Origin of the sequence: Parasphingomonas caseinilytica, assembly GCF_036663755.1 — a bacterium.
In the GTDB taxonomy this organism is placed as follows: Bacteria; Pseudomonadota; Alphaproteobacteria; order Sphingomonadales; family Sphingomonadaceae; genus Sphingomonas.
In genome coordinates, this window is sequence record NZ_JAXOJL010000014.1 from 23,559 (window position 1) to 35,835 (window position 12,277).

A 12,277-nucleotide genomic window follows, 5' to 3' on the forward strand; every position below is an offset into this window, starting at 1 on the left:
CTGTTATATGGAAAATCTTCTATAACCGTATAAACCGAGGATATCCAGAGTTTATGTAGTCATACGTCTTTTTGTCTATAACCGCGTAAACTTATCTATTCCGCCCCCCGGATACCGACCTTACAACTGCCACACTGCCGCATTCCCATGCTTGCTCAGCATCAATTCGGTCAGCGCCCACACCAGGGCATCCGCCCGGTCCGGCGACCGGCTTGCGCCCACATAAGCCCCGCCGACCACCAGCCCGCACAATTCATCCTCCAGCGCGCCCAGCCCGGCGCCGACATGCCGCACCCGCTTCGTCTCGTACAACGCCGTCACCGGCTCGGCCCGCGCCACCTTGCCGCGGCTCGCATGCACCAACCTGATCGGCAGCGCGGCGTCCGCCGCCTTCAGCACGCTGCGCACCATCTCGCCACCCTGGTTGCGCTCCGCCACCACCCGGTCCGCCTGCCACCGCGCCGCGCACGCCGCCACCGCCCGCGCCCAGCCCTCGGGCGACCGGGCTTTCACCGTCGCATCCTCCAGCACATAGCCCAGCCCGTCATGGCCCAGCGCGACGCACACGATGCCGCACGCATCGCCGCCGGTGCCCGATATCGTCCCCGCCGGCGGATCCACCGCCACCACCACGCGCACCAGATCGTCCCGCCCCGGCGCGTCTCCCGCCCCCAAACGGCACGCCTCGATCATATCCCGCGTCCACAGCGCACCCTCGACATCGTCGATCAGCTCGCCGTCCAGCTCCTGCCGCCCGAGCCGCGATCCGGCATACAGATCCTCCAGCGACTGCCGGGTCGCCGATGGAAGATGCGGATTGTCGAACGTCCGCCCGCGCGTTTCCACCACGTCCTTGCCGGTCAGCACGCGGCGCATCAGCGCCACCGGCCGGGGCGTCGTCGTCACCACCACGCGCGGCTGATCGCCCAGGCGCAGGCCAAGCACCAGATTATCCCACGCCACGTCGCCGTACCGCCATTTCGCCAGCTCGTCGCACCAGGCCGCGTGATGCGCCGGGCCACGCAGTTTCTCGGGCGCAGCGGCGGCGAACAGATAGCCCGTCGCACCGGAGGCGAAGTCCACCTCGCCCGCCTGCTTGCGCCAGCGGATCGGTTCGTCGCTACGCGCCACCGCCAGCAACCCGGCATCGCCTTCGATCATCACCCGGCGCACTTCGTCCGCCGTCGCACCGACCAAAGCGATCCGCGCGCCCGGCATCGCCCGCGCCACATCGCTTACCCATTCCGCCCCGGCGCGCGTCTTCCCGAAACCGCGCCCGGCCCGGATCACCCACACCCGCCAGTCGCCCGGCGGCGGCACCTGCCCTTCATGCGCCCATCCGGACCAGTCGTGATACAATTCCCAGCGCTGCGCAGGCGTCAGCCCGAGCAACGTCCGCCACCTTTCATCCTGCGGCAATTCCGCCAGTTGGTCGAACAATGCGACCCGTTCGTGCGCGCTCATGCTTTCCGCGCCGCCAGCGCATCGATCCGCGCCAGCAACGCGGCATCCACCTCGCCCTGCGTCATGCGCGGCTTCATCGCCCTTCCAGATCCCCGGCCGGAACCTTGGCCGGAACCCTGCCCCACCCCGCGTCCACGATCGCCACGCAACTGCAGCACCCTTATCGCCAAGGCAGGATCGAACGCATAGGTCGGCGTCTCCGCCGCCGCGATCTCGTCCGCCGCGGGATTGTTGCCGCTCGCCACCTGGCCCAGCGCCCGCGCGAGCAATTCCGTTTCCAGCCGCTCGTACCCGGCCTCCAGCGCCTCTTCCCACAACACCGAGAATTCGCCATCGCGGTGTCGCAACGCACGCGCCGTCTGCTCGGTCTTGCCCGCCGCCTGCGCCGACGCCCGCACATTGCACGTCGCGGCCAGCACGTTCAGGAAGATCGCCCGCTTGCTCTTGGTCCACCCGTCCTTGCGCCGCGCCCGCACCTGCACGCGCCGCTTGTTGCTCCCCGTGACATCCGCCATCGCCGCATCCCCCTAAACGAGAACGGGCCGCAGGCGTCACCGCCCCGGCCCATCCCGAACGACATTCCCGCCGCCCGACTCGCAATTCTTCAACGTTCCTGCTTTGTACCCAATGAGCGTGACGATGTCAAGCTGAATAACCTATTTGGTTCTAAACGGCTAAATGCATGCGGGCCGCAGCATACCTTCGGTCCTGCCGTCAACAAAGCCAAGGTCCGGCCCGTCCGCTCTTAGGAAGGTGACCGATCACACGGGAGGTCCGACTGTGGTGGAGAGCAGGCCGTCAGCTTTCGGAAGGGCGCGTGGCGATAGCCGACATTGGGCAGCTGTCTCCTTTCCCAAAAAGGATGATGAAAAGATAACGTGACAGGCTTCTCGAAACTCATAGGTGTGGTCGAACGGCGGATGAGAGCGGAGCATATTGAGCCATGAAGATGATCGGTTTGATCGGCGGTATGAGCTGGGAGAGTTCCGCCGAATATTACCGCATCCTCAATGAGGGGGTGCGGGACCAGCTCGGCCCGACCGCATCGGCCCGGTGCCTTCTGTGGTCGTTCAACTTCGCGGAAATCGAGGATTTGCAGCATAGGGGCGATTGGCCCGGCCTGACGACTTGCATGGTCGATGCGGCACGGCGCCTTGAAGCGGGCGGTGCGGACATGCTGCTGATCTGCACCAACACCATGCACCGCATGGCGGCCGACGTTCAGGCGGCGGTGGGCGTGCCTCTGCTTCATATCGCCGATCCCACGGCCGAGCGCATCAAGGCCGCCAACATCAGGAAGGTCGGACTACTCGGCACCGCGTTCACAATGGAACACGCCTTCTACAGGGGACGGCTCACCGATCAGCACGGCCTTGATGTCATCGTTCCGAACGACGAAGACCGCGCGATCGTACATCGAATCATCTATGAGGAGCTGGTCGCGGGTAAGGTCCTGCCGGCATCGCGTGATGCTTACCGCGCGATCATTGCCCGAATGGTTGGGAACGGCGCGGAGGCGGTGATCTTGGGATGTACCGAAATCATGCTGCTAGTCCGGCCGGAAGACAGTCAGGTGCCGATTTTCGACACGACCGCCCTCCATGCGGCAGCGGCGATCGAGATGGCGTTGTCCGGCTAAACGCCGCGTTCCCTCAAACGAACGTAGAGCAGGAAACCAGCCCCACCGATCGGGCTGACGGCCGGAGGCGGGTTTCGCTTTCCCAAAATCTGTTCCCGATTGCTCTTTCCCGAAATTGCCACTCGGAGATGGAGAATCGGGAATGGCCGTGCTGAACAAATGACCGCTTTCGGGAGTGCGAATTGCCCATTGAATGTCCGGGTGTGGCGATGGCAGCCATGGATCAGCGGCAAGCCCCCTACTCCCCCAACCCCGCAATCGCCTCCGCCAAATCCCCCGCGCGGAAGGGCTTGGTCAGGCGCGGCAAGTCCGCCGCCACGCTCTCCACCTCGGCATAGCCCGAGATGATCAGCACGCGCAGCGCCGGGAACCGCGCCAGCGCGGCGCGTGCCACCTCGGTGCCGGCCATGCCCGGCATCATATGGTCGCTGATCAGCAGGTCGAAGCCGCGCCGGTCCAGCCAGTCGAGCGCGTCCGCCCCGCACTCCGCCTCGGTCACGTCATAGCCCAGCTCGGTCAGCATGTCGGCGGTCGCCACGCGCACCCCATCCTCGTCGTCGACCAGCAGCACCCGGCCCGATGCCCGCGCGATCCCCGTCTCCGCCGCAGTCTCCGTGGACACGCCCGCTCCCGTCTCCGCAGCCGTTTCGGCGACCGGCAGCAACATCTCCACCGTCGTGCCCAGCCCGACGCGGCTGTCGATCCGCAATCCGCCACCGAGTTGCGAAGTCAGCCCGTGCACCATCGACAGGCCGAGCCCGGTCCCTTTGCCGATCCCCTTGGTCGAGAAGAACGGCTCGATCGCGCGCGCCAGCGTCGCGGCGTCCATCCCGCTGCCGGTATCGCTCACCGCGATCCGCACATAGGTGCCGGGCGCGACCTTCGCGTCGCCGGGGCCGACGCGCAGCGTGTCCGCACGCATCGTCAGCGTGCCGCCGTCGGGCATCGCGTCGCGTGCGTTCACCGCCAGGTTGAGCAATGCCATCTCGAGCTGGTTCACCTCGGCGGTCGCGGCGGGCAGCGCCTCGGCCAGCGCGATCTCCAGCCGCACGCGCGGGCCGGAACTGCTCGCCACCAGATCGCGCATCGATCCGATCACCTGCGCCACGTCCACCGGCTGCGGTTGCAACGGCTGGCGCCGTGCGAAGGCGAGCAGGCGCTGCACCAGCGTCTTGGCGCGCTCGGCCGATTGCAGTCCGCCGGCCACCAGCCTTTGTTCGCGCTCGCCGCCGATCCCGCGCCGCTGCAACAGGTCCAGGCTGCCGATGATCGGGGTCAGCAGATTGTTGAAATCATGCGCCACCCCGCCGGTCAGCTGACCCATCGCCTCCAGTTTCTGGCTTTGCCTGAGCGCCTCCTCGGCCATGCGCCGCTCGGTCGTCTCGCTCGCCTCGGGCGCGATGCCGATCACCTCGCCGGCGGGATCGCGGATCGCGCGCATCACCAGATCGAACCAGCGCCACCCGCCGACCGGCAGCTTCAGCAGCACCTCCTGCCGGAACACATCGCCCGTCACCGCCTGCGCCACGCCTTCGCGGATCGTGTCCGCCATGCCCGGCGTGTCGGCGAACCACGGCGTCTCCCAATAAAGCTGGCCCGCCACGTCGGGCAGGCGCACGCGCGCTGCCGCCAACGACGTCTTGTTCGCATCGACCAGCCGTCCCTCCGGGGTCAGCATGCCCTGGAACCCAAAGCTCGTCTCGAAAATCTCGCGCAGCCGCGCCACCTTCTCGGCCAGTTCGGCGGTACGCGCCTGCACCTGGTGTTCCAGCGTCTCGTTCGCGGCGCGCAACGCCAGTTCGGCGCGCGCGCGCTCGGTCGCCACGCGCACCCGTTCGGCGAAGTCGCGCATCAGCGACAGATCGTCCTCGCTCCACTCCCGCGCGCGTGCGCAATTGACGAACACCAAAGCGACGAACCGGCCCTGTTCCAGCAGCGGCATGTTGATCAGCGACCAGGCGTGGATCGCCTTCAGCGCCTCCGCCGTCGCGGATGTGCGCGGATCGGTATCCGCGTCGGGAATCACCACCGTCTCGCCCGCCTTAAGCTGGTCGATATAGCTGCCATAATCGCGGAAGTGCAGCACGCCCGCGATGCTTCTAGTGCCCGGTGCGTTCCAGTCTTGGGCGATCGTGATCGTCTCGGCTTCGGGATCGATCGTGCCGTATCCGGCGCGCGATACGCCCATCGTCTTGGCCAGGATGCGCGACGCGGCATTGGCGATCTCGCCCGGATCGCTGATGTTGCGCAGCGTATCGCCCAGCTCGATCAGGGCCGCCTGCCGCGCGTCCGCGGCCTTGCGCCGCGTGATGTCGAACGTCACGCCGGGCAGGCGCAGCGGCGTGCCGTCCTCGGCAAAGGTCGCACGCCCCTGCGCCGCGACCCAGCGGATGCCGCCGTCCTTCTGCAACAGCCGGTATTCGGATGAGAAATGCCCTTCGCCGGACAGCGCCCGCGCGATCGTCGCCTGCACGCGCGCCTGATCGTCGGGATGGATGCCGCCGAAGAATTCGTCGATCGGCGCGCCTGTCCGTGCCCGTTCGGGATCCACGCCGTACATCTTCGCGAAACGCGCATCGGCGCGCACCTCGTCCTGCACCACATCCCAATCCCACGATCCGATGCCCTCGCCCGCCGACAGCGCCTGCTGCAACGCCGTCTCGCTCCGGCGCAGCGCCTGTTCGCCGGCCACGCGCTGGCTGACGTCCGATCCTTGCAGGAAGATGCCCGTCACGCCGCCATGCGCATCGCGGATCGGCTGATAGACGAAATCGACATGGCGATCCTCGATCCGCCCGGTCGTCCGGTCGTCGACCTGGAACAGCACGCCCGTGCCGGTGAACGGCACGCCGGTCGCATACACTTCGTCCAGGATCGTGACGAAGCCCTGCTCCGCCGCCTCGGGCAGCGCTTCGGCCACCGTCATTCCCGTAACGTCGTCGCGCCCGATCAGGCGGTCGTAAGCCGGGTTGGTCATCGTGATGCGATGCCTCGGCCCCTCGATCATCGCCATGAAGCCCGGCGCCTGTTCGAACATCTGCGCGATCAAATCGTGTTCGGCGATCAGGTGGCGCTCGGCCTGCACCCGCGCCGTCGTCTCGATCACGATCGCGATCACGCCCGCCGGCGCGCCGCCCTCATCCAGCACCGGCGAATAATCCAGGTCCATCCACACCTTTTCCGCCGCGCCGTGCCGGTGCAGCGTCAGTTCCTGGTCCTTGTAGGCCAACGTGCCGCCGCCGAGCCCCACCGCCATGACATGGGCGTTGAAGTCCGCGACCTCCGGCCACCCTTCCAGCACCTTGCTACCCAGCAATTGCGGATGCCGCCCGCCCGCGAACACCGAATAGGCGTCGTTATAGATCATGTATCCGTGGTCGCTCCACAGCATCACGATCGCGACGGGGGATCGCAGCAGCAATGCGGTGGCGGTCCTCAGGCTCTGCGGCCAATCCGCGATCGGGCCGATGCTGGTGGCGGACCAGTCGAAGTCGCGGATCAGGTCCGCCATCTCGCCGCCGCCGGTCAGGAAGCCGGTGTCCGAAAGTCGCGAATCGTCCAGTGGTCTGCCCCTCAAGCCTGTAGCGCGGGGTCCCATCCGGCTGCAGGCAAAACCGTGTTTTAGCCGCTTGGTTCCGCCCCCGAAGCAGCCGGTCCCCGGGCGGCTGCCTCGACCACCGCGGCCCAGGCGGCGATCTCGTCATTATAGTGCCGCGTGACGATCAGGTCGCCAGCGCTGCCGCGCGCCGCATCCACCTCGGCCGATCCGGCCCATTCCCAGGTCGCATTGCCCGACAGGCGCACCATCCCGTCGCTCTCGGCCTGCCCGAGCACCAGCCCGCCGCGATTGAACACGCGCATCTCCGCGCCGAACGCGCGCCGCCCGGTCAGGCACGCGGCGAACACGGACGCCGCCATCGCGCTCCCGCAACTGTCCGTCAGCCCCACCCCGCGCTCGAACGTGCGCACGAAGATCCCGTCATCCCGCATCCCCACAAACGACACATTCGCGCGATTGGGCAGCCAGTCGGGTGCGGACTCGCACACACTGCCCACCGCGACCAGTTCGCTCTCGTCGATCGCGCCACCATTGTCGTCGCCGAAGCTCACCAGATGCGGGTTCGGCATCGCCACGGCCGTGAAGCGGCGCGTCGTCGGCAACATCGGGATCACCTGTTCGACGATCTCGTGCGGCTCCAGCCCGGTTAAAGGCCAGTGCGTCACATCGAGATCCGCCGGTCCTGCCGTCTCGCGCACGGTATAGACCCCCGCCGCCAGCGCTCGATCCAGTTCGGCATGCGCGACCGAGGTCTTCAGATGCACCTCGGCCCGCTCCAGCCCCAGCGCCTCGAATCCGGCGCGCGCCACGCAGCGCAATCCGTTCAGGCAGGTCTCCGCCTCGGACCCGTCCGAATTGAACATCCGCATTCCGAACGCCTGCGTCCGGTCGCCATCGGTCAACAGCAACAGCCCGTCGCCGCCGACCGGCCCGCGCCGATCCGCCAACGCCCGCGCCACCCCCGCCCACACGGCGTCGTCCAGCACGACCCCGCGCGCATCGATCAGCGGAAAATCGTTCCCCGAACCATGGCATTTGATGAAGTCGAACCGCATGCCGCCCGAATTAGGCTGCTCAACCCATTCCGGCAACCATCGCGCGTTCGTTGGCGATGATCGGCGCGAAGCTCGGCCGCGCCAGAATGCCTGCGATATAGGCCGCCGCCTTCGGCCAGCGCGCGGCATCCACGCCGACGCCGATATGGGCGAGATTGACGAACGGCGACGCCACCGAAATATCCGCCAGCGTGATGCGATCCTCGACCAGAAAGCCGCTGTCCGGCACCACCCGCTCGATATAATCGAGCAGCACCGGCAATTCCTCCGCCTCGGCCTTGTCGGCGACCCCGGTATCGCCCTGAACCTTCAGGACCTTGGGCGCGACGAAGCGGTTGAAGAACATCTTGCCGCCCGCGGCCATGACGATCGTATCGGCGAATTCCTCATACCAGATCGTCCGTGCCCGCGCGATCGGCGCGGTGGGGATCAGGTTCGGATCGGGAAATCGGGCTTCGAGATAGGCGACGATCGCGGTCGAATCCGAGATGCAGAAATCCCGCCCGTCATCGGCACCGGGATCGCGAAAGCCCGGCATCTTGCGGAATGGGCTGGCCTCCTCGAAATCTGGACCTCCGCGCCCCATGCCCGCGGGCTTCAGGTCCAGGGCGATGGCCTTCCCCGTCCCGAACGCCAGCACCTTGCGCACGAATGGCGACAGACTCGATCCGTAGACGATCATTGGCTTTCTCCCCTTTTTTCACCGCGCACTATCAACCGCATCACCACCGCATCACATATCCCACATCCGGCTTGGCCCGTCCCGCCACCTGATCGCGCCACACCTGCTGCAACGCGTCGCTCCCGCGCCGCGCGTCGACCGTCACCCAGCCGTCCGCATCGCCCACGAAGCCCGACCAGCGCGCCCCCACGCCGGCCTGGAACGCCTCCGGCCCATGCTCCGCGATCAGCGACGCCGCCGCATCCGGCGCGAAGAACCACACCGGCTTCGGCCCCGATGTCGCAACCGCCTCGCCCTCGTCGTGATGCGTCACGCCCACCTTCAGCACATAGGCCAATTGCTCCCCCAGCCGCGCGGCGAGATCGGCCAGCAATTGGGCATTGCCGGCGAAATCCACCACCACGGCCTTCCCGCCGATCTCAAGCTCGTCGAGCGCATCGTACGCCATCACGCGGTCGTACAATCCCGTACCCTCCACGAACGCCACATTGCCGCCGCTGGTCAGCCCGATCCGCGTCACGCCCGGGCTGGCGGCACGCGCGACATGCGCCAGGCCCATCGCCGTCTTGCTCGAGGCGCTGGTCAGGATCACGTTGCTCGCCCCCTGCCAGTCGGCACGGCGCAACTGGTCCTCGATCAGGAAGCTGGTCAGGAACAACGGCTCGAACAGCATCCGCGCATCCTCGCGCGCCGGATCGTGGGAGGGGTCCGCCGCCAGCCGCTTATACTGATTGTAGACCGTCGCCATCGGCTGGCGATGCTCTGCCATGTCGCGGAACAGCCCGGCCGAAACCTTGCCCGGCTGCACGATCAGATGCGTCGCCATCGGCAGATAACCATAGACGCGTTCGCCGACCGAAATCTCCGGGTGCCGCGACGCCGCCACCCGCGCATGGCCCCATACCGGCACGATCCCCCAGCCCGCTGGTGCGGGAAAGAAGTTCCAATATTTCACCGTCTCGCCCACCACCGCATAGGTCACGTTGTTGGCGGTCAGCGCGAACGCCTCGATCTCCAGCAACACCTCGCCATCCTTTGGCTCGGGCGCGATCGTCTCGTTGATCGCAATCTGCTCCAGCGCATCGCGCCGCACCATCATCTCGCGCTTGATCGGCATGAACGGGCCTTTCGACAGGGTGGAAGATCGGGAGAAGGCCGAGCTTAAACCACCTGCAACGGCCGCGAAAGTCCGGGCGGCAATTCCACCCGCACCATATCCCCCGCCCGCACCACGCCGCCGGTGACGACCACCGCCATCACCCCGGCCTTGCGGATCAGCGATCCGTCCGCCGCGCGGTCCAGAGTCGCCGCCATCAGCCCTTTCTGGAACCGGTCGATCTGCACGCACGGATTGCGCAGGCCCGTCACGCGAACGATCGCCTCGTCGCCCAGCGCCAGCAACGTGTCCTCCGGCAGATCGAGCAGCGCGATGCCCCGCGTGGTGACGTTCTCGCCCAGCTCGCCCGGCTCCACCATAAAACCCCGCGCCGCCAGATCGTCGAACAATTCGCCGTGGATCAGGTGCACCTGACGCAGGTTCGGCACGCTCGGATCCTTCGCCTTGCGCGACAGATGCTGCACCGTGACGCCCAGATGCGCATCGCCCTCCACGCCCAGCCCCGCGACCAGCCGGATCGCGTCGCGGCGCGGCTTGGCGAAGTGGTGTTCGCCATCCGCCGCCACCGCGATCACCCGCGCCTGCTCTTGTTCGTCGCCACTCATCGCAAGCCATAATGGCCCGCCAGCCGGTCGAGCGCCAGCGTCAGTACGACCCGCCCGGCGCGCACCGGCCAGCCCAGCGCCTTTTCCGTCGCCGGCAGTCCCTCGCACGCGCACACCACGCGCCACAGCACGTCGTTCAGCCCCGGCCCGACCGCCTCCACCGCGGCATCGAAGCGCCGCTTCGCCGCGATCTGCGCGGTGCTGGGGTCGAGGCCCGCTGCCCCGCCGTCCACCCGCGCTTCCCACCGCATCGTCACGCGCGGCCCCATCGCCGCCATCTCGTAATCCGCGCGCAACCGCTCGCCCGCCTCGAACTGCCGCGCATCGATCAGGGCGCGCGCGCGCAGCCAGCCGAGCGGCGATTCCGCCAGATTGACCGTCACGCTGCGCCGCCCCGCGCCCTCCATCACCCGTTCCGCCAACTGCCGCATCGTCTCGCTCCCGTCTCGCCCGAGTCGGGGAGGGGCTTGCCACAATGTCAGCTTTGTAGGACAGCGAGAAAACCGATCTGGTTAGGAACCCGCTGCATGATCACCGCCATTCGCGAAGTCCGCCGCGCCAAGGGCATGACGCTAGACGACGTCGCCCGCGCCTGCATACCCCCCACCACCGCCCAGACGATCGGCCGCCTAGAAACCGGCACCCGCACCGTTTCCGTTGGTTGGCTAAATCGCATCGCAAACGCCTTAGGGGTAGTCGCGGCCGATCTCGTCACCCTCCCCGAACGCAGCGGCATTCCCGTCGCCGCGATCCTCGACGGCAGCGGAGTCACCGCGCCCCGACAGGCGATCACGCTCACCGCGCCCACGCCCACGCCCGGCCTCGTCGCGATCATCGTGACGGCCGGCACCGGGGACTATCGCCGCGGCGACGAGATCTGGTGCGAGACGATAGCCCCCGAAGCGTACGGCACCGCGTTCAACCGCGACGTCCTCGTCCCGCGCCCCGCCGGTCGCTTCCTGTTCGGCCGCCTGATCGGCCGCGACGGCGGCAAGCTCCACCTCCTGCCGCTCGACTCCGGCAGCCGCCAGCAGATCGTCACCGACCCACCTTGGATCGCCCCCGCTATCCGACTGGTCCGCACGCTGTAGAAAGAGTGGAATGGCAGGCTAACTCAAACAAAGTTTAGTCACTACTCGTCGGCAGAGTCAGTTATTTCAAACGGAAGCTCCAAGGTATTTCCTTTGCGAGGCAATACCTGATCAACCATGTGGAGAAAGCGCTTCCATCCGTAGCCGTTAGCAATAGCAAGCCGCTGAAACATCAATATCGAATGCATATGGGTTGCGAGCATGGGATCGCCAATTTCGTCTGACAACCACTGATGCAGCTTATTTGGACGATAACCCTTCTCAGTCATAGGGGTTTTCCGGACCAACTCGTCGGTAATCCCGGGACCGAGACGGTCATATATCAAGTTTGTCGTGTAGTTTGCAACAACGCTATATCTATTCTTGTTCATTCCGGGCCAAGTCCAACCTTTCAAACGATAGATATTTTCATAAAACTCATCAGGAAATTTCTTTGCCCATACAGCAAGCTCGCGGCGAATGACCAGTTCCAAGTAATTTTGGAGAGCATTCTGCGGCCGTACGCTCTGATAGCCAGTGGCTTCATCTACCAGCGCAACGATCGCCGTCTCAGCGAGAGCGCGAATCAGTATCTCGGCTTTTTTCGCTTTATCAAGCTGCTGTGTTTGGAGAGCGCCAGCTTCGCGTGCAGATAACCAAATATTGCAGACGGTAACGAGAATGTTGGCGTCGTAACCGCGCACCACGCGCGTTCCATCCAGATAATCGATAGGCTTGAACGGCCCGTCCATCATCTCACTAGTAATAAACTGTTTTAGCTGGCTTGGTGCCACAAAGAGGGGCAAAAGGGCCCCTTCTTTTTTCAATTTCTTCGATGCACCGCTTCGGTCGCCGAGTACCGCATTTGTGATACCGGTTTCGCTAAGGACGCGCTGTATCCCGTTTGGGCCCATGACGACCGCGCAGGGGATGACCGAACCTGCAATGTGTAGCTTGCTTTTAAAGCTCTCTAGGCTCAGGACTCGTTGATCAGAGCCAGAAGATGACGGTTGCGGCGAGCGCGATGGCTGAGAAGAAGACGGTTGGGCATCGATCATAGCGTGTGGCGACACGGCGCCAGTCCTT

Annotated in this window: 11 protein-coding genes and 1 pseudogene; 2 read left to right on the plus strand and 10 right to left on the minus strand. The window is 65.9% G+C overall.

The genetic code is table 11. The annotated features are described in order from the left end of the window. Window positions 1–120: 120 nt before the first annotated feature. Both U1738_RS19565 and U1738_RS19570 read right to left on the minus strand, forming a co-directional pair. Window positions 121–1,464: a DNA-packaging protein gene (locus U1738_RS19565; protein ID WP_332790709.1), complete on the minus strand. Its 1,344-nt coding sequence runs from the start codon at window positions 1,462–1,464 to the stop codon at window positions 121–123. Further along, window positions 1,461–1,979: a hypothetical protein gene (locus tag U1738_RS19570; protein ID WP_332790710.1), complete on the minus strand. Its 519-nt coding sequence runs from the start codon at window positions 1,977–1,979 to the stop codon at window positions 1,461–1,463. Before U1738_RS19570 ends, U1738_RS19565 begins: the two co-directional genes overlap by 4 nt. Before the next feature lie 428 nt (window positions 1,980–2,407). Between U1738_RS19570 and U1738_RS19575 the strand changes: the two genes are divergently transcribed. Further along, window positions 2,408–3,103, plus strand: a complete 696-nt coding sequence (locus U1738_RS19575; protein ID WP_332790711.1) for an aspartate/glutamate racemase family protein — start codon at window positions 2,408–2,410, stop codon at window positions 3,101–3,103. 238 nt (window positions 3,104–3,341) lie between these two features. Here the strand turns inward: U1738_RS19575 and U1738_RS19580 are convergent, their stop codons facing one another. The 6 genes from U1738_RS19580 to U1738_RS19605 are packed head-to-tail and all read right to left on the minus strand — an operon-like array spanning window position 3,342 to window position 10,552. Next, on the minus strand, window positions 3,342–6,680 hold the full coding sequence (locus tag U1738_RS19580) for a PAS domain-containing protein (RefSeq protein ID WP_332790712.1): 3,339 nt from the start codon (window positions 6,678–6,680) through the stop codon (window positions 3,342–3,344). Between the two features lie 44 nt (window positions 6,681–6,724). Beyond that, entirely contained in the window at window positions 6,725–7,717 is a 993-nt protein-coding gene (dapF, locus tag U1738_RS19585; protein ID WP_332790713.1) for a diaminopimelate epimerase, read from the minus strand. Window positions 7,718–7,736: 19 nt separating this feature from the next. Further along, a complete protein-coding gene (locus U1738_RS19590; protein WP_332790714.1) occupies window positions 7,737–8,399 on the minus strand; it encodes a glutathione S-transferase family protein in 663 nt (220 codons plus the stop codon). A 40-nt stretch (window positions 8,400–8,439) separates the two neighbouring features. Continuing rightward, the gene (locus U1738_RS19595; RefSeq protein ID WP_332790715.1) at window positions 8,440–9,516 is read right to left on the minus strand and encodes a DUF2855 family protein; all 1,077 of its coding nucleotides are present in this window, start codon (window positions 9,514–9,516) and stop codon (window positions 8,440–8,442) included. A gap of 44 nt (window positions 9,517–9,560) precedes the next feature. Then, window positions 9,561–10,121 (minus strand): MOSC domain-containing protein, encoded by a 561-nt coding sequence (locus U1738_RS19600; protein WP_332790716.1) that lies wholly within the window; start codon window positions 10,119–10,121, stop codon window positions 9,561–9,563. Further along, entirely contained in the window at window positions 10,118–10,552 is a 435-nt protein-coding gene (locus U1738_RS19605; RefSeq protein ID WP_332790717.1) for a DUF6456 domain-containing protein, read from the minus strand. The genes U1738_RS19600 and U1738_RS19605 overlap by 4 nt, the downstream gene beginning before the upstream one ends. A gap of 96 nt (window positions 10,553–10,648) precedes the next feature. On the opposite strand from U1738_RS19605, the gene U1738_RS19610 reads away from it, so the two are divergent. Next, a complete protein-coding gene (locus tag U1738_RS19610) occupies window positions 10,649–11,212 on the plus strand; it encodes a helix-turn-helix domain-containing protein (protein WP_332790718.1) in 564 nt (187 codons plus the stop codon). Between the two features lie 41 nt (window positions 11,213–11,253). On the opposite strand, the gene U1738_RS19615 is transcribed toward U1738_RS19610, so the two are convergent. Next, on the minus strand, window positions 11,254–12,105 hold the full coding sequence (locus U1738_RS19615; protein WP_332790719.1) for a P63C domain-containing protein: 852 nt from the start codon (window positions 12,103–12,105) through the stop codon (window positions 11,254–11,256). 76 nt (window positions 12,106–12,181) lie between these two features. Further along, a pseudogene (locus U1738_RS19620) lies at window positions 12,182–12,277 on the minus strand (IS5 family transposase); the annotation flags it as partial.

Bases quoted from the DNA above. Each gene is read 5' to 3' on its own strand.
- U1738_RS19565 (WP_332790709.1), bottom strand. From the start codon at position 1,464: ATGAGCGCGCACGAACGGGTCGCATTGTTCGACCAACTGGCGGAATTG.
- U1738_RS19570 (WP_332790710.1), bottom strand. From the start codon at position 1,979: ATGGCGGATGTCACGGGGAGCAACAAGCGGCGCGTGCAGGTGCGGGCG.
- U1738_RS19575 (WP_332790711.1), top strand. From the start codon at position 2,408: ATGAAGATGATCGGTTTGATCGGCGGTATGAGCTGGGAGAGTTCCGCC.
- dapF (WP_332790713.1), bottom strand. From the start codon at position 7,717: ATGCGGTTCGACTTCATCAAATGCCATGGTTCGGGGAACGATTTTCCG.
- U1738_RS19590 (WP_332790714.1), bottom strand. From the start codon at position 8,399: ATGATCGTCTACGGATCGAGTCTGTCGCCATTCGTGCGCAAGGTGCTG.
- U1738_RS19595 (WP_332790715.1), bottom strand. From the start codon at position 9,516: ATGCCGATCAAGCGCGAGATGATGGTGCGGCGCGATGCGCTGGAGCAG.
- U1738_RS19600 (WP_332790716.1), bottom strand. From the start codon at position 10,121: ATGAGTGGCGACGAACAAGAGCAGGCGCGGGTGATCGCGGTGGCGGCG.
- U1738_RS19605 (WP_332790717.1), bottom strand. From the start codon at position 10,552: ATGCGGCAGTTGGCGGAACGGGTGATGGAGGGCGCGGGGCGGCGCAGC.
- U1738_RS19610 (WP_332790718.1), top strand. From the start codon at position 10,649: ATGATCACCGCCATTCGCGAAGTCCGCCGCGCCAAGGGCATGACGCTA.
- U1738_RS19615 (WP_332790719.1), bottom strand. From the start codon at position 12,105: ATGGGCCCAAACGGGATACAGCGCGTCCTTAGCGAAACCGGTATCACA.